A 17,690-nucleotide genomic window follows, 5' to 3' on the forward strand; every position below is an offset into this window, starting at 1 on the left:
TCGATCGAATCAAAAACGCTCGTTTCGAGAACGAACGTACTAGATTGGATCACGTAAGAGTCAACCCTTTCGGAGGAGAACCCTCATGGTGGTGTGTCGGCGTGGCGTGCCCGAAGGCAGCGAACGGCGGGTGGCCGCGCTCTACTGGGAGGCCTTCGGCCGCAAACTCGGTCCGGCGCTCAACCCGCCGGACGCCGGGCGGGCTTTCCTTGCCGGACACCTGAACCGTGACCGGGGCGTCACGGTGCTCGTGGACGGGGAGGTGGTCGGGGTCGCGGGCTACCAGGTCGGGGGTCGCGGTCTGACCGGCGGCAGCGCGGCCGACGTGCTGTCCGCCTACGGGTTCCTGTCGGGGCTGCCCCGCCTGGCGGTCCTGGCCCTGTTCCGGCGCACCCCGGGCGAGGGCGACCTCGTCATGGACGGCATCGCCGTCGACGCCCGCCACCGGGGCTCCGGCATCGGCAGCCTGCTGCTGAGTGAGATCGCCGCCATAGGAGCCGAGAACGGCTGCCGGCGCATCCGCCTGGACGTCGTCGACACCAACCCCCGCGCCCGCGCGCTGTACGAGCGGCACGGCTTCACCGCCCGGCACACCGAGCAGACGCCCTGGCTGCGCCGGCTGCTGGGGTTCGGCGCCGTGACCACCATGCACCGCCCGCTCACCGCGGCGGACCGGATGGACGGGGGCGCGGCCTGATGGCCCCCCGGACGCCCACGAGCGGGGAGCGCGCATCGGCTGCCCGGCCCGAGATTCCCACCCGCCTGCTGGTGCACGCGCTCGTCCGCGAGAACGGCACCGTCGACGCCGGGCAGCTCCACGCCGTCGCGGGCACCTTGGGCATGAGCGACCAACAGATACGGCTCTGCGTCCGACGCCTGGTCGAAGAAGGCCGGTTCACCCAGGACGGCCGCGGCCGCAAGGCCCTGTTGCGCGCCGTCGCCGACGCATCCGGGGCCCTGGCGCCGGACGCGGACCACGTACGTCACGCCTACCGCCAGGACGCCGGGCTCGCTCCCTGGGACGGCACCTGGCACCTGTTCGCGTTCGCCGTCCCGGAATCCCGCCGGAACGCCCGTGACGCCCTGCGCGACAGGCTGCTCCATCTCGGCGCCGCACCGCTCCAAGGCGGTCTGTACGTCACCGCCAACCCCGTCACCGACCTCGTCGAAGCACACGCCCGGCACCTCGGCGTGCTCTCCTGCGTCACCTTCCTCACGAGCACCGATCTGCGTGTCGGGACGCTCACCGCCCCGCCGGCCCTGGCCGCCGCGCTGTGGCCGCTGGAGGACATCGCCGCCGGCCACGAACGGCTCGCCGCCTTCACGCGACGGTGCCTCGACGAACTGGCGGCCACGCGGGAAAGCGCCGCGCACGGGTCCCCCGAGGGGCGGCTGACCATGGCCGTGGAACTGGCCGCCGAGTTCACCCGGGCCATGGAACCCGATCCGCTCCTGCCACCGGAACTGCTTCCCCGGCCCTGGCCCGGTGCGGCCGCCCGCCGCCTCGCCGCCGAGTGCTGGCAGCGCCTGCGCGAGGCCGGGCCCGCCGGGACCGCAGAACACGGGGACCTGCGCCTGTTCCGGCTCTACCACGACGCTCTGGGCACCGGGGCCGAGGGGTGACACCGCCATGCCGAACGAGGGGTGGGGGGGCGGCCGGCGCACCCCGAGCACCGCGGGCGGCGCCGCCGACCCGCGCAGCCCGGTCGTCCACGGGTCGGCTCCGGTGCGTCGCGCGACACGGGAGTGCGGCACCGAGGCGGCCACCCCGCTCGCGGCCGGCGGCCTCGCCCCTCGCCGCCGTCCTCACCGGGTCAGCGAGGCGACCCTAGGCCAGGCTGTCCCGCCAGGCCTTGTGCAGGTCCGCGAACCGGCCGGTACCGGCGATGAGCTCCTCCGGACGGCCGTCCTCGACGATCCGGCCGTGCTCCATCACCAGCACCCGGTCCGCGATCTCCACGGTGGACAGCCGGTGCGCGATCACCACGGCGGTACGGCCCCGCAGCACCGTCGACATCGCCCGCTGCACCGCCCGCTCCCCCGGGATGTCCAGCGAACTGGTCGCCTCGTCCAGGACGAGCACCGCCGGGTCGGCGAGCAGCGCCCGGGCGAACGCGACCAGCTGGCGCTGCCCGGCGGAGATGCGCCCGCCGCGCTTGCGGACGTCCGTGTCGTAGCCGTCGGGCAGCGCGCTGATGAACTCGTGCGCGCCGATCGCCTTCGCGGCCCGCTCGATCTCGTCCCGGCCCGCGTCGGGCCGGCCGATCGCGATGTTGTCGGCGACCGTGCCGGAGAACAGGAAAGCCTCCTGCGTCACCATGACCACCCCGCGCCGCAGATCCGGCGCGTCCAGCTCGCGCAGGTCGACCCCGTCCAGCAGGACCCGCCCGTCGGAGGGGTCGTAGAAGCGGGCGAGCAGCTTGGCCAGGGTGGACTTGCCCGCCCCGGTCGAGCCGACGACCGCGACCGTCTGTCCGGCCGGCAGCGTCAGGTCGAAGCGGGGCAGTACCTCCCCGCCGGTGCGGTAGGCGAACCGCACGCCGTCGAAGACGACCTCACGGCCCGGGAGGCCGCCCGTCAGCGGCGGGAGTGCGCGGGGCACCGCGGGCTCCGGCACGGACGGCGTCTGCGCCAGCAGCCCGGCGATCTTCTCCAGGGAGGCGGCGGCCGACTGGTAGGAGTTCAGGAACATGCCGAGCCGGTCGATCGGGTCGTACAGCCGGCGCAGATAGAGCACCGCCGCCGCCAGCACCCCCAGGTCCAGCGAACCGGACGCCACCCGGTAGGCGCCCCACAGCACGATCGCCGCGACCGAGGTGTTGGCGACCAGGCGGGAACCGACCACATAGCGGGCCATCTCCAGCAGCGCGTCCCCGTTGGTCCGCTCGTGCCGCCGGTTCAGCACGGCGAACTCCGCGTCGTTCGCGGCCTCCCGGCGGAACGCGCGCACCGGCCGGATGCCGTTCATCGTCTCCACGAACCGCACGATCACCGAGGCGACCGCCGTGGACCGCGCCCGGTACACCCGTCCCGCGCGCCGCTGGTAGAGCCGGACGAGGAGGTACAGCGGGACGAAGGAGACCACCGCGACCGTGCCCAGCCCGAGGTCCAGCCAGAGCAGTATCGCCGCGATGTACACGAAGGACAGCACGACGCTCACGAGTTCCTGGATGCCGTCGTCGAGGAGTTCGCGCAGCGACTCGACGTCCGTGGTGGAACGGGAGATCAGCCGGCCCGAGGTGTACCGCTCGTGGAAGTCCAGGCTCAGCGCCTGCGCGTGCCGGAAGATCCGCCCCCTGAGGTCCAGCAGCACGTCCTGGCTGACCCGCGCGCTGTTCTCGATGAAGCCGAACTGCAACGCGCCCGACGCCAGGGCGCTCAGCGCGGCGCCGACGGCCACCGCGGCCAGCGGGCCGCGCCGGTCGTCCCGGAACGCGGGTACGGCGGTGTCGATGGCGTACGCCACCAGCAGCGGGCCCACCTGCGTCGCCGCCTGCTGGAGCAGCAGCAGGAGCCCGGTGAACACGGCCCGGCCCTTCAGGGGCGCGAGCAGCGAGCGCAGCAGGGCGCCCGTGGCGCCGGGCGGGGCGGGCAGGACGTCCTGGTCGAAGGCGTCACCGGGGTCGGGGGCGCTGTGGTCGTCGCTGCCCGTGGCGGGGGCGGAGGCGGTCGTCGTCATCGCTGGTCCTCCGGTTCCGCGGACATCAGGCGGGCGTACTCGGCGTTGCCGCGCAGCAGTTCGTGATGGGTGCCGACGGCGGCGATCCGGCCGCCCGAGAGCAGGGCGACCCGGTCGGCGAGCAGCACGGTGGACGGGCGGTGAGCCACGATCAGCGCGGTGGTGTCGGCGAGGACCCGCCGCAGCGCGGCCTCCACGGCGGCCTCCGTGTGCACGTCCAGGGCGGACAGCGGGTCGTCCAGCACCAGGAACTCGGGCCGGCCGACGACCGCGCGGGCCAGCGCCAGGCGCTGCCGCTGCCCGCCGGACAGGCTGAGTCCCTGCTCGCCGACGCGGGTGGCGGTGCCGTGCGGGAGCGCGTGCGCGAAGTCGGCCTGGGCGATGGCCAGGGCCCGGCCGAGGTCCGCGTCCCCCGTCCCGTCCGGGGCCCCCATCAGGACGTTCTCGCCCACCGTCGCGGAGAACAGGGTGGGTTCCTCGAAGGCGACGGCGACCCTGGTGCGCAGTTCCTCGCGGGACATCTCGGTGATGTCCACGCCGTCGAGCGTGATCCGCCCCGAGGTGACCTCGTGCAGCCGGGGCACGAGGGCGGTGAGGGTGGTCTTCCCGCTGCCGGTGGCTCCGACGAGGGCCATGGACTCGCCGGGACGGATGTGGAGATCGATGCCGGCGAGGAGGGGCGGGGAGCCGGGGGGCGCGTCGGGGTAGCGGAACGAGACGTCCTCGAACCGCAGTCCGCGTCCCGTCGCCGGTGCGGCCCCCGGCGCCTTGGTGACCCGGGGGCGGGCGGGCCCGTCGAGCTGGTCCTCCGGCGCCTGGTCCATCACCTCGAAGTACCGCTCCGTGGCGGAGGCGGCCTCCTGACTCATCGCCAGCAGGAACCCGATCGAGTCCACGGGCCAGCGCAACGCGAGCCCCGTGCTCAGGAAGGCGACCAGCGTGCCCGTGCTGAGCCCGCCGTCGGCGACGCGCACGGCTCCCAGCACCAGGGCCGCCCCGATCGCCAGCTCGGGCAGCGTGACGATGACACCCCAGATCGTGGCCAGCAGCCGCGCCTTGCGCAGCTCGGTGCCGCGCAGGGTGCCCGAGAGCACGCGGAAGGCCCTGGCCTGGCTGCGGTGCCGGCCGAAGCCCTTGATGACGCGGATGCCGAGCACGCTCTCCTCGACCACCGTGGTCAGGTCCCCGACCTGGTCCTGGGCGCGCCGCGCCACCTGCGCGTACCGCCGTTCGAAGACCGCGCAGGTCCACACCACGGGGAGGGTGGGACCGAGGATGACCAGGCCCAGCTGCCAGTCCTGCATCAGCATGATCATTACGCCGACGGCGATGGTCACGCCGTTGACCAGCAGGAACGTCAGCGGGAAGGCGAGGAACTGCCGGACCAGCATCAGATCGGTCGTGCCCCGGGAGAGCATCTGGCCGGACGCCCAGCGGTCGTGGAAGGCGACGGGCAGGCGTTGCAGACGGCGGTAGAGGTCCGCGCGCATCTCCGCCTCGACGTGCGACAGCGGGCGGGCCACCAGCCACCGCCTGACGCCGAACAGGACGGCCTCGGCGATGCCGAACAGCAGCAGGTACAGCGCGCCGAGCCAGACACCCGCCGGGTCCCGGTCGGAGACCGGCCCGTCGACCAGCCACTTGAGGACGAGCGGAATCACCAGCCCCGTACAGGAGGCGACGACGGCGACGAACGCGGCGGTGAACAGCCGGGCGCGGACGGGGCGGACGTACGGCCACAGGCGCAGGAGGGTACGGACGGCGGACCGGTCCTCGGTGGTTGCGGGTGTCGTGGGCATCAGGTGCGAGCCTACGGACCACCACCGACATCGCCCACCGGGTTTCCCCCGGGCGGGTTTCCACCGGGCGGAGAGCGGAGGCGGGTGGGGTGCCGTCCGATATTCGGTGGAGTCGCCCTCGCCGGAACCGGTACGTTCCGGGTTCGCCGTCCGGCCCGTGCGCGCAGGCGGGCCGGGGAGACCGGGGGACGGATGATCGACGCGTACGAGGATCCGGGCACGGCCGACGTCCGGGGCGGCTGGTGGTACCTGTGGTGGCTGGTGCGGTGTCAGCCGGGACGGTCGGTGGCCGGGGCGCTCCTGGGCAGTATGTGGATGGTGCTGCTGGCCGCGCAGCCGTATCTGATGGCGCGGGCCGTGGACGAGGGACTGGTGCCGGAGCGGCCGGGGGTGCTGGCCGGCTGGACCGCGGTGATGTTCGTGGCCGGCTCGGTGAACGCCTGGCTGGGCACTCTGCGGCACCGCACGCTGACCCGGGTCCGGATGGACGCCAACTTCCGCACGGTGAAGGTGGTCGTGGGTCATGTGGTGCGGCTGGGGGCGGCGCTGCCGCGCCGGGCGGGGGCGGGGGAGGTCGTCACCATCGGGGTCGGGGACGTGCAGACCCTCGCGCAGGCGCTGACCGTGATCGGGCCGGGCGTCGGCGCGGTCGTGGTGTACGCGCTGGTGGCCGGGCTGCTGCTGTCGGTCTCCGTGCCGATCGCCGTGGTGGTGGCGCTCGGGGCGCCGGTGGTCGCGCTGCTCACCGGGCCGCTGACGCTGCGGCTGCAGGGCGCGGAGAGCGAGTACCGGGAGCGGCAGGGCGTGCTCGCCGCGCGCATCGGTGACCTCGCGGGCGGGCTGCGTGTCCTGAACGGGCTGGGCGGCAAGGGGCTGTTCGCCGACGCGTTCCGGGACGATTCGGAGCGGCTGCGGGCCCAGGGGTACCGGGTGGGCGCGGTGGCCGGTTGGGTGCAGGCGCTCGGGGTCGGCCTGCCCACCCTGTTCCTGGCCGTGGTGACCTGGCTCGCGGCCCGGCTCACCGCCCAGGGGGCACTGACCGTGGGCGAGCTGGTGTCGGTGTACGGCTATGTGGCCGTCCTGGTCGGGCCGGTGGCGTTCTTCGTACAGATGGCCTACGACCTGAACCGGGGCGTGGTGGCCGCGCGCCGGGTCGTCGGGCTGCTGCGGCTGGCACCGGAGCCGGACACCGGCACGCTGCCGGCGCCCGCCGGTCCGGCCGGGCTGCACGATCCCGCGTCCGGGGTGCGGGTGGTGCCGGGCCGGCTGACGGCGCTGGCCGCCGCCCGGCCCGCCGAGGCCGCCGCGGTGGCCGACCGGCTGGGGCGGTACGGGCCGACCGATGCCACCTGGGGCGGAGTACGGCTGGACGCGGTCCCGCTGGCGGACGTACGGCGGCGCATCCTCGTCGCGGACAACGAGGCGGACCTGTTCGCGGGGCCGCTGCGGGAGGTCGTGGCCGCCGCGCACCCGGTGGACGAGGCGGCGCTGCGCCGGGCGGTGTACGCGGCGGCGGCCGAGGACGTCGTCCGCGGCCTGCCGGACGGGCTGGACTCGGTGGTCACCGGGCAGGGCCGCAGCCTGTCCGGCGGGCAGCGGCAGCGGCTGCGGCTGGTGCGGGCGCTGCTGGCCGACCCGGAGGTGCTGCTCGCCGTGGAGCCGGCCTCGGCGCTGGACGCGCACACCGAGGCGACGGTCGCCGCGCGGCTGCGGGTGGCGCGTGAGGGCCGCACGACGGTGGTGACGACGACCTCCCCGCTGGTGCTGGACCACGCGGACACGGTCGTTCTCCTGGTCGACGGCAAGGTCGCGGCCAGCGGCCCGCACCGTCGGCTGCTGGCGGCGGAACCGGCGTACAGGGCACTGGTCGCGCGGGACACCGGGGACGACGGGGACGCGGGGGACAGCGAGGCCACCGGGGGCGGCTCGGTGTCCGTGGAGCGCCGGGGCGTCACGCGATGACCGCGGGTGAGGCGCTGCTGCCCGTCGCGGACCGGGCCGCCGTGCGCCGGGCCGCGGTGCGGCTGGTGCGGGCCGACGGGCGGGCGTTCGCCGCCGTGTCGGCGCTGAACGTGCTGGCGGCGGGGGCGGGAGCGGCCGGGCCCTGGCTGGTCGGCCGGATCGTGGACGAGGTGCGCGCCGGGCACGGCGTCGGCGCGGTGGACCGGCTGGCGCTGTGGATCGTGCTGTGCGCGGCGGCGCAGCTGCTGCTGGCCCGCTGGGCGCGGTACGCGGGGCACCGGCTCGGGGAGCGGACGCTGGCCCGGGTCCGCGAGGAGTATGTCGACCGGGTGCTGGCGCTGCCCGCGTCGGTGGTGGAGCGGGCCGGCACCGGGGACCTGACCGCGCGGGGCACGGCTGACGTGGCGACCGTCGGCATCACGCTGCGGGAAGTCGGCCCGGACCTGCTGGTCAACGCCGTGCAGGCGGTGTTCGTGCTGGGCGCGGTGTGCGCGCTGAACCCGCTGTTGGGCGTGTTCGGGGCACTGGGCCTCACCCCGGTCCGGATGGCCCTGCGCTGGTATCTGCGGCGGGCGAGGGACGCCTATCTCGCCGAGGGCGCGGCCACGTCGGAGGTCGCGGAGATCGTCGCGTCCACGGCGGCCGGGGCGCGGACCGTGGAGGCGTTCCGGCTCCGGGAGCGGCGGACGGCGGCGAGCCGGGACGCGCTGGAGGAGTCCCGCCGTACCCGCCTGTACACGCTCCGTCTGCGCTCGGTGTTCTTCCCCGCGGTAGACGTGACGTACACCGTTCCCGTGGTCGGGGTGCTGCTGCTCGGCGGATGGCTGCACGCGCGGGGCACGGCCGGGGTGGGCGAGGTGGTGGCCGCGGCGCTGTACCTGCGGCAGTTCACCGAGCCGCTGGACCAGGTCCTGATGCGGGTGGAGCAGTTGCAGAGCAGCGGTGCCTCGTTCGCGCGCGTGGAGGGACTGGCGCGGGCGCCGCGCGGCCCGGGCGGGGACACGTCCGGGGTGCCGGCGAACGACCGGATCGACGTGCGCGGGGTCCGGTACGCCTACGAGCGCGGGGGCGAGGTGCTGCGCGGGGTGGACCTGACGGTACGGCCCGGCGAACGGCTGGCGGTGGTGGGGCCGTCCGGCGCCGGGAAGACGACGCTCGGCCGGCTGCTCGCGGGCATCGACCGGCCGGGGTCCGGCACGGTGACGGTGGGCGGGGTGCCGGTGGCCGAACTGGCACCGGAGTTGCTGCGCCGGCAGGTGGTGCTGGTCACACAGGAACACCATGTCTTCCTGGGGACGGTCCGGGACAACTTGCTGATCGCCGAACCGGGCGCCGGGGAAGCCGAGTTGTGGGCGGCGCTTGAGGCGGTGGGCGCCGACGACTGGGTCCGCGGCCTGCCGGACGGCCTCGACACCCGGCTGGGCGCGGGCGGCCGGCCGACGGACGGCTCGCAGGCCCAGCAACTGGCGCTGGCCCGCGTGGTGCTGGCCGGCCCGCACACGCTGATCCTCGACGAGGCGACGGCCCTGCTGGACCCGGCCACGGCCCGGCACACCGAGCGCGCCCTCGCCGCGGTCCTGGCGGGCCGTACCGTCATCGCCATCGCCCACCGTCTGCACACGGCCCACGACGCGGACCGCGTGGCGGTCATGGAGGACGGCCGGCTGAGCGAACTGGGCACGCACGAGGAGCTGGTGGCTGCCGACGGGGCGTACGCGGCCCTGTGGCGGAGCTGGCACGGGACACCGCCCGGGCGCTGACCCGCCGTCCCGACGGTTCGCATATAGAACATGACCCACCGTTCAACGAACTGTTTCCGGCCAAGTTTGTGACGCGCTCCTGACATGTCCCGCCATTCCTGCCACTCTTCCCAGGCCGACTCACAGCGACCCCACAGCTCCTGCGCCCCGGCGTGAGCCGGCTCTGCACCTGCACCTGGTTCCGCGTAACGCCTGTTCTGCCCGGACGTCAGAACCCACCGTCCGGTCTCCCCTGGCCGCGCGACCCGCGGCCATGCAGAAGGAGTCAGTGTTGAGAAGCAATTCCTCTCGCGGACGCACCTCCCACACAGCACCGCGGCGCACGACCCCCCGCCGCACCGCCACCGTCGCCCTCGCCGGCGTCACCGCCCTGATCGCCGCCGCGGTCCAGTCGGGCACGGCCGGCGCCGCTCCGGCGGGGCCGCAGCCCGGCAAGGCGAACCCCGCGCACACGGCCCTCAGGCTCACCCCCTCGCAGCGCGCCGAGCTGATCCGGCACGCGGACGCCTCCAAGGCCGCCACCGCCCGGCAGATAGGCCTGGGCGGCAAGGAGAGGCTGGTCGTGCGGGACGTCGTCAAGGACGCCGACGGCACGCTCCACACCCGCTACGAGCGCACGTACGCGGGCCTGCCCGTGCTCGGCGGCGACCTGGTCGTGGAATCCGCGCGGTCCGGAAAGACCATGGAGGTCGTCCGGGCCGGCAGCGCCTCGCTGAAGGTCGCCGGTCTCACCCCGGCCGTGCCGGAGGCCGCCGCAGAGCGGCAGGCGGTGCGGCGGGCGAAGTCGCTCGGCGGGACGAGGACGGCCGCGGACAGCGTCCGCACGGTGATCTGGGCGGCGTCCGGCAAGCCCGTGCTGGCGTACGAGACGGTCGTCGGCGGCCTCCAGGACGACGGCACCCCGAACCGGCTGCACGTCATCACCGACGCCGCCACCGGCAAGAGGCTCTACGAGTACCAGGCCGTCGAGACCGGCGTCGGCAACACGCAGTACAGCGGGCAGGTCGCGCTGACCACGACCCAGTCGGGCTCGACGTACACGCTCACCGACGGGGCGCGCGGCGGCCACAAGACCTACAACCTGAACCACGGCACCTCCGGCACCGGCACCCTGTTCTCGCAGACCAGCGACACCTGGGGCAACGGGACCAACTCCAACGCCGCCACCGCGGGCGCCGACGCGCACTACGGTGCCGCACAGACCTGGGACTTCTACAAGAACACCTTCGGCCGCAACGGCATCAAGAACAACGGCGTCGGCGCGTACTCGCGGGTGCACTACGGCAACTCGTACGTCAACGCGTTCTGGGACGACGGCTGCTTCTGCATGACCTACGGCGACGGCTCCGGCAACGCCAAGCCGCTGACGGCGATCGACGTCGCCGGCCACGAGATGAGCCACGGCGTCACCTCCAACACCGCGGGCCTCAACTACAGCGGGGAGTCCGGCGGTCTGAACGAGGCCACCTCGGACATCTTCGGCACCGGTGTGGAGTTCTACGCGAACAACACGTCCGACGTCGGCGACTACCTCATCGGCGAGAAGATCGACATCAACGGCAACGGCAGCCCGCTGCGCTACATGGACAAGCCGAGCAAGGACGGCTCGTCCAAGGACAGCTGGTACTCCGGCATCGGCGGCGTCGACGTGCACTACTCGTCGGGCCCCGCGAACCACTTCTTCTACCTGCTGAGCGAGGGCAGCGGCGCCAAGGTCATCAACGGCGTCAGCTACAACTCGCCGACGGCGGACGGCCTTCCGGTCACCGGCATCGGCCGGGACAAGGCGCTCCAGATCTGGTACCGGGCACTGACCACGAAGTTCACCTCGACCACCAACTACGCGGGCGCCCGCACCGGCACGCTCGCGGCGGCCGGCGAGCTGTACGGCACGACCAGCGCCGAGTACAAGGCGGTGCAGGACGCCTGGGCGGGCGTCGCGGTCGGTTCGCGTTCCGGCGGCGGGGGCGGCGGCGGTACCTCGTACGAGAACACCTCCCCGGTGGCGGTCCCGGACAACGGGCCGGCCGTCACCTCGAACATCACCGTCTCCGGCCGGACCGGGAACGCGCCGAGCAACCTCCAGGTGGGCGTGGACATCTCGCACACCTGGCGGGGCGACCTGGTGATCGACCTCGTCGGCCCGTCCGGCACCGCCTACCGGCTGAAGAACTTCAGCTCCTCGGACTCGGCGGACAACGTGAGCGAGACCTACACGGTCAACGCCTCCGCCGAACCGGCCAACGGCACGTGGAAGTTGCGGGTACAGGATCAAGCCACGTACGACACGGGAACGATCAACAGCTGGAAGCTGACCTTCCCGTAAACCGCAGACCACAAGCCCGGCAACACAAGGCCGTCCGGGGGTGCGACACCCCCGGACGGCACCGGTTCACATAGCCGCAACATTCACCCGGCAGTCGATTTTCGGCCAACATCACTTCAGGGTCCTGACATGTACGCGCCCCTGATGACACTCTCTCTCCACCCGCCGCAGTAGCACAGCAACTTCACAACGCCACACTCTCCGGCCAGTAACCCCACGCTGACCGGACTCCCCCACGAAGGAGCTTCTGTGAGCCCCCTCTACGCGCGTCACAAGCGCACCACTCTGGCCGTCGCCACCGCCGTCGCCGCCGGAGCCCTTCTCACCACCGGCCTGACCACCGGAGCCAGCGCCGCCCCGGCCGGATCCGCCGCCAAGACCCTGGCAGCCGCCCCGACCACGCTGTCCACCGCGGCCCGTACCTCCCTGCTCCAGAAGGCACAGGCCGGCGCCGCCGAGACCGCGCAGCACATAGGCCTCGGCGCCAAGGAGAAGCTGGTCGCCAAGGACGTGGTCAAGGACGTCGACGGCACCGTCCACACCCGCTACGAGCGCACCTACGCGGGCCTCCCGGTGCTCGGCGGCGACCTGATCGTCCACACCGCCAAGTCGGGCAGGACCGAGGGCGTCACCAAGGCGAACAAGTCGGCCCTCAAGCCGGCTTCGCTCAAGCCGCAGATCACCGCGGCCAAGGCCGAGAAGCAGGCGGTGTCCGCCGCCAGAGTTCTCGGCTCCGCCAAGACCACCGCGGACGGCGCCCGCAAGGTGATCTGGGCCGGCTCCGGCAAGCCCGTCCTCGCCTACGAGACGGTCGTCGGCGGCCTCCAGGACGACGGCACCCCGAACCAGCTGCACGTCATCACCGACGCGGCCACCGGCAAGAAGCTCTACGCGTACCAGGGCATCGAGAACGCGACCGGCAAGACGCTGTACTCCGGCACGGTCAGCCTCAACAGCACGCAGTCGGGCTCGACGTACCAGCTCACCGACGGCGCCCGGGGCGGTCACAAGACCTACAACCTGGCCCGCAAGACGTCCGGCACGGGCACCCTGGTGGCCAGCTCGACCAACGTCTTCGGCACCGGCACCGCCTCCAGCTCCTCCTCGGACCAGACCGCGGCCGCCGACGCCGCCTACGGTGCCGCGCAGACCTGGGACTTCTACAAGAACACCTTCGGCCGCAACGGCATCAAGAACAACGGTGTCGGCGCCTACTCGCGCGTCCACTACGGCAACGCGTACGTCAACGCGTTCTGGGACGACAGCTGCTTCTGCATGACCTACGGTGACGGCTCCGGCAACGTCGACCCGCTCACCTCGCTGGACGTGGCCGGCCACGAGATGAGCCACGGCGTCACCTCGAACACCGCCGGACTGAACTACTCCGGTGAGTCCGGCGGCCTGAACGAGGCCACCTCGGACATCTTCGGCACGGGTGTGGAGTTCTACGCGAACAACGCCTCCGACCCCGGTGACTACCTCATCGGCGAGAAGATCGACATCAACGGCGACGGCTCGCCGCTGCGCTACATGGACAAGCCCAGCAAGGACGGCGGCTCGGCCGACTACTGGTCCTCCTCCGTCGGCAACAAGGACGTCCACTACTCGTCCGGTGTCGCCAACCACTTCTTCTACCTGCTGTCGGAGGGCAGCGGCGCGAAGACGATCAACGGCGTCAGCTACAACTCGCCGACGTACAACGGCGCCGCGGTCACCGGCATCGGCCGCGCCAAGGCGCTCCAGATCTGGTACAAGGCCCTGACGACGTACATGACGTCGACGACCAACTACAAGGCCGCCCGCACGGCGACCCTGAACGCGGCGTCCGCGCTGTACGGCTCCACCAGCGCCGAGTACAAGGCCGTCGCCGCGGCCTGGACCGGCGTGAACGTCAGCTAGTCACCCCCGCGCCACGCCAGGGCGGCACCCGGAACGCGAGCGTTCCGGGTGCCGCCCTACCCTTGTGACCCATGTCCTCGGCGCCCTTCACCTACGAGCCGGTCGGCGCGACCCGCGACGACCTGGCCGTCTGCCCGCCCGGCTTCCACCCCCTGTTCGTCCGCACCCGGCTCGGCGAGGGCCAGGAGGTGTTCGACCGGGCCGCCGAGGCGGTCCTGACCTGGGAGATGCACCGCGCGCTCGGCGTCGGCATCGACGCCACGGCCGTCCGCGCGGCACCCGGCGTCGACGTCACGGTCACCCTGGCCGGCCTCGTCAGGGCCCCCTGCCGCATCGTCTGGACGGCCGAGGAACCCCGCCGGGCCGGCTGGGCCTACGGCACCCTCGAAGGCCACCCCGAGTGCGGCGAGGAGGCCTTCGTGGTCGACCGCACCGGTGACGGCACGGTGTGGCTCACCGTCGCCGCGTTCAGCCGGGCCGCCAAGTGGTACGCCCGCGCGGGCGGCCCGGCGACCCGGACCCTCCAGCACGCGTACGCCCGCCGGTGCGGCACGGTGCTCCGGGGCCTGGCCGGCCGGGGCCCCGCGGACTGAGGGTCACCGCAGCAGCACCCCCGCTCCCGCCACCACCTCCTGCGACGGCACCGCCACCAGGCCCGGTTCCGCGGCGGAGGCGAGGAGGCGGTGGGCGGGCAGGACGCGGACCGTGTAGCCGTAGGGGCCGGTGCGGTCCAGGGAGAGCGGCCCCTCGTACAGGAGGCGGCCCTCCAGGTCGGGGGCGCCGGCCGGCTTCAGCGGGACGACCGTGGCATCGGTGATGCGGTCCTCCTCGTCCACCCGGCCGGACACCGCCTGCACCTCCACGTCGTCCGGGCCCAGCTCGCCCAGTCGCACCCGCACGCGCAGCCCGACGGCCGTGCCCAGTTCCGCGGTGGCCGTCGTCGCGGACGTCTCGACGTGGTCCACGGTCACCCCCGGCCACGCGGCCCGCACCCGGGCCTTCCAGGCGGCGAGATCCCGGGCGGTGTCCGGGGTCAGCGCGCGGTGCGACTGCGCGGCGGGGGTGTAGAGCCGGTCCACGTACTCGCGGACCATGCGGCCGGCCAGCACCTTCGGGCCGAGCTGGGAGAGGGTCCGGCGGACCATCTCGATCCAGCGGTCGGGCAGCCCGCCCCGCCCGCGCTCGTAGAAGCGCGGCGCGACCCGCTGTTCGAGCAGGTCGTACAGGGCCGCCGCCTCGATGTCGTCACGGCGGTCGGGGTCGGTGCAGGCGCCGTCCGCGGTGGGCACGGCCCAGCCGAAGTCCGGCTGGAACCACTCGTCCCACCAGCCGTCCAGCACGGACAGGTTGAGGCAGCCGTTCAGCGCCGCCTTCATGCCGGAGGTGCCACAGGCCTCCAGGGGGCGCAGGGGGTTGTTCAGCCAGACGTCACAGCCCGGGTAGAGCTTCTGGGCCATCGCCATGCCGTAGTCGGGAAGGAAGACGAGGCGGTGGCGGACCCGCGGGTCGTCGGCGAACCGCACCAGCTCCTGCACCAGGCGCTTGCCGCCGTCGTCCGCCGGGTGCGCCTTGCCCGCGACCACGATCTGCACCGGCCGCTCGGGGTGCAGCAGCAGCTCGGTGAGGCGGTCGGGGTCGCGCAGCATCAGCGTCAGCCGCTTGTACGACGGCACCCGGCGCGCGAACCCGATCGTGAGGACGTCCGGGTCCAGGACCCCGTCGATCCAGCCCAGCTCGGCGTTCCCGGCGCCACGCTGCCGCCAGGACGCCCGCAGCCGCTCCCGTACCTCCTGCACCAGCTGCTCGCGCAGCGTGCGGCGCAGTTCCCAGACCTCCTGGTCGGGGATGTCCGCGACCGAGTCCCAGCGCTCGGAGCCGCCGACGCTCAGCGCGTCCTCGGTCCGCTGGGCGCCGATCTGCCGGGCGCCGAGCCGCAGCACCTCGGGCGCCACCCAGGTCGGCGCGTGCACCCCGTTGGTCACGGAGGTGATCGGCACCTCCTCGGCGTCGAATCCCGGCCACAGTCCGGCGAACATGTTCCGGCTGACCTGCCCGTGCAGCAGGGAGACCCCGTTGGCCCGCTGGGCCAGGCGGAGCCCCATCACGGCCATGTTGAACAGGTTGGGCTCGCCGCCCGGGTAGGTCTCCATGCCCAGCGCCAGGATGCGCTGGAGGTCGATGCCGGGCAGTTCGGCGTCCGGGCCGAAGTGCCGGGCGAGCAGCTCCCGGTCGAAACGGTCGATGCCGGCCGGGACCGGGGTGTGCGTGGTGAACACCGTGCCGCCGCGCACGGCTTCCAGCGCCGCGTCGAAGTCGAGTCCGCCGGCGCACAGTTCGGCGATCCGTTCCAGTCCGAGGAAACCGGCGTGGCCCTCGTTGGTGTGGAACACCTCCGGCTCCGGGTGCCCGGTCAGCCGGCAGTACATGCGTACGGCCCGCACACCTCCTATGCCGAGCAGCATCTCCTGGAGCAGCCGGTGTTCGCTGCCGCCGCCGTAGAGCCGGTCGGTGACCCCGCGTTCGCCGAGGTCGTTCTCCTCCACGTCGGAGTCGAGCAGCAGCAGCGGCACCCGGCCGACCTGCGCGAGCCAGACGCGGGCGTGCAGCGCGGTGCCGCCGGGCAGGGCGAGGGAGATCCGCGCCGGGGTGCCGTCGGGCTCCTTCAGCTGGGTGAGGGGCAGTTCGTTGGGGTCGAGGACCGGATAGTGCTCCTGCTGCCAGCCGTCCCGGGACAGGGTCTGCCGGAAGTACCCGTGCCGGTACAGCAGTCCGACCCCGATCAGCGGTACGCCGAGGTCGCTGGCCGCCTTGAGATGGTCGCCGGCGAGGATGCCGAGGCCGCCGGAGTACTGCGGGAGCGCGGCGGTGATGCCGAACTCCGGGGAGAAGTAGGCGACGGCCGCGGGCAGGCCGGCCGACTGGGCCTGGTACCAGCGGTCGCCGCTCAGGTAGTCGTCGAGGTCGTCGGCGACCGCGGTGAGACGGCGCAGGAACCGCCGGTCACCGGCCAGTTCGGCCAGCCGGGCCGGGCGCACACTGCCCAGCAGCCGCACCGGGTCGCCTCCGGCGGCGGCCCACGCCGCGGAGTCGACGGACTGGAACAGGTCGCGCGTTTCCGCGTGCCAGGACCAGCGCAGATTGCGCGCCAGGTCGCTCAGTGGCCGCAGGGGGTCGGGGAGAACGGGACGGACGGTGAACCGACGGATCGCCTTCACATTCACCTCGGGCGCGTTGCGGGGTGAGACGCACGGCGCTGTGCGTCTCGTCGTCGCCTTCGACGGTAGTGGTTACCGCGCGGTCGGTGGGGACGTACCGGCCCGGTGTCGGGGGGCGTCAAGAGCCGGTCACCGGGCACTCGGAGAAAAGGGGGGCGGTCTTGTGTGTGGACGTACGCGTGAGTAGTTAACAGAGTGCCGGGTTGGCCACCCGAACAGGGTGGGCAGGCTCCACCGGTACACGTCCTACAGGCGTCACGCGGCGCCACCCGCAGGCCCCACCTCCCCACACCCATCCGCCCATACCCACGTTGACGCGGACAGGAGCGGTCATGCCCGCCAGGCACCACTCGTCAGCACCTCCGTCCACCAGCAAGTCCACGGGAGCAGCAAGGAAGACGACGGGCAGCAAGAGCACCACGCCCGCCGGTACCACCGGTGCCGGCCCGTCCGCCGGGGAGCCGCCCTCCCCTGCCGCGGCCACCACCCTGGGCCGCATCCCCGTACTCGACGTGCGCCCCGTGGTCCAGCACGGCCGCAGGCCCGCGAAGGCCGTGACCGGGGAGTCGTTCGAGGTGTCGGCCACCGTGTTCCGCGAGGGGCACGACGCCGTCGCGGCGAACGTGGTACTGCGCGACCCGGCGGGCCGGGCCGGGCCCTGGACGCCGATGCGGGAACTCGCCCCGGGCACCGACCGCTGGGGCGCCACCGTCACCGCCGGCGAACCGGGCCACTGGACCTACACGGTGGAGGCCTGGTCGGATCCGCTCGCCACCTGGCGGCACACCGCCCGGATCAAGATCCCGGCCGGCATCGACACCGGCCTGGTCCTGGCCGAGGGCGCCGAGCTGTACGAGCGGGCGGCGGCCGGGGTTCCCGAGGACCACCGGCAGACCGTGCTGGACGCCGTGGCGGCCCTGCGGGACGAGCACCGTCCGGCCGCCTGGCGGCTCGCGGCGGCGTTGTCGCCCGAGGTGGAGGCGCTGGTGAGCCGGTATCCGCTGCGGGAGCTGGTCACCGCCTCGGACGCGATGCCGTTGCTGGTGGAGC

At 73.3% G+C, this 17,690-nt stretch carries 11 protein-coding genes; 8 read left to right on the forward strand and 3 right to left on the reverse strand.

Going from position 1 to position 17,690, the window contains the following annotated elements; all coding sequences use genetic code 11:
• The first annotated feature begins 85 nt into the window (after positions 1 to 85).
• Positions 86 to 697 carry a GNAT family N-acetyltransferase gene (locus ACF1BE_RS28625; RefSeq protein ID WP_392201898.1) on the forward strand — a complete coding sequence of 204 codons (612 nt, stop codon included), beginning with the start codon at positions 86 to 88 and terminating at the stop codon, positions 695 to 697.
• Positions 697 to 1,623, forward strand: a complete 927-nt coding sequence (locus tag ACF1BE_RS28630; RefSeq protein ID WP_392201899.1) for a PaaX family transcriptional regulator C-terminal domain-containing protein — start codon at positions 697 to 699, stop codon at positions 1,621 to 1,623. Before ACF1BE_RS28625 ends, ACF1BE_RS28630 begins: the two co-directional genes overlap by 1 nt.
• A 205-nt stretch (positions 1,624 to 1,828) precedes the next feature.
• Here ACF1BE_RS28630 and ACF1BE_RS28635 read toward each other — a convergent pair whose 3' ends face one another.
• Both ACF1BE_RS28635 and ACF1BE_RS28640 read right to left on the reverse strand, forming a co-directional pair.
• Positions 1,829 to 3,679, reverse strand: coding sequence for an ABC transporter ATP-binding protein (locus ACF1BE_RS28635; RefSeq protein WP_392201900.1), 1,851 nt, complete (start codon positions 3,677 to 3,679; stop codon positions 1,829 to 1,831).
• Entirely contained in the window at positions 3,676 to 5,478 is a 1,803-nt protein-coding gene (locus ACF1BE_RS28640; RefSeq protein ID WP_392201901.1) for an ABC transporter ATP-binding protein, read from the reverse strand. The genes ACF1BE_RS28635 and ACF1BE_RS28640 overlap by 4 nt, the downstream gene beginning before the upstream one ends.
• A 192-nt stretch (positions 5,479 to 5,670) precedes the next feature.
• On the opposite strand from ACF1BE_RS28640, the gene ACF1BE_RS28645 reads away from it, so the two are divergent.
• The 5 genes from ACF1BE_RS28645 to ACF1BE_RS28665 all read left to right on the forward strand — a co-directional run bounded on the left by ACF1BE_RS28645 (position 5,671) and on the right by ACF1BE_RS28665 (position 14,018).
• Positions 5,671 to 7,440: an ABC transporter transmembrane domain-containing protein gene (locus ACF1BE_RS28645; RefSeq protein WP_392201902.1), complete on the forward strand. Its 1,770-nt coding sequence runs from the start codon at positions 5,671 to 5,673 to the stop codon at positions 7,438 to 7,440.
• Positions 7,437 to 9,200, forward strand: a complete 1,764-nt coding sequence (locus ACF1BE_RS28650) for an ABC transporter ATP-binding protein (RefSeq protein WP_392201903.1) — start codon at positions 7,437 to 7,439, stop codon at positions 9,198 to 9,200. The genes ACF1BE_RS28645 and ACF1BE_RS28650 overlap by 4 nt, the downstream gene beginning before the upstream one ends.
• Positions 9,201 to 9,471: 271 nt before the next feature.
• The gene (locus ACF1BE_RS28655) at positions 9,472 to 11,526 is read left to right on the forward strand and encodes a M4 family metallopeptidase (protein WP_392201904.1); all 2,055 of its coding nucleotides are present in this window, start codon (positions 9,472 to 9,474) and stop codon (positions 11,524 to 11,526) included.
• 249 nt (positions 11,527 to 11,775) lie between these two features.
• Positions 11,776 to 13,425, forward strand: coding sequence for a M4 family metallopeptidase (locus tag ACF1BE_RS28660; protein ID WP_392201905.1), 1,650 nt, complete (start codon positions 11,776 to 11,778; stop codon positions 13,423 to 13,425).
• A 71-nt stretch (positions 13,426 to 13,496) separates the two neighbouring features.
• Entirely contained in the window at positions 13,497 to 14,018 is a 522-nt protein-coding gene (locus tag ACF1BE_RS28665; RefSeq protein WP_392201906.1) for a DUF1990 domain-containing protein, read from the forward strand.
• 3 nt (positions 14,019 to 14,021) lie between these two features.
• Here the strand turns inward: ACF1BE_RS28665 and ACF1BE_RS28670 are convergent, their stop codons facing one another.
• Entirely contained in the window at positions 14,022 to 16,640 is a 2,619-nt protein-coding gene (locus ACF1BE_RS28670; RefSeq protein ID WP_392201907.1) for a glycosyltransferase family 1 protein, read from the reverse strand.
• A gap of 332 nt (positions 16,641 to 16,972) precedes the next feature.
• Here ACF1BE_RS28670 and ACF1BE_RS28675 point away from each other — a divergent pair.
• A partial coding sequence (locus ACF1BE_RS28675) for a maltotransferase domain-containing protein (RefSeq protein WP_392201908.1) occupies positions 16,973 to 17,690 on the forward strand: 718 nt, incomplete at its 3' end.

Origin of the sequence: Streptomyces sp. NPDC014991, assembly GCF_043080665.1 — a bacterium.
Classification (GTDB): domain Bacteria; phylum Actinomycetota; class Actinomycetes; order Streptomycetales; family Streptomycetaceae; genus Streptomyces.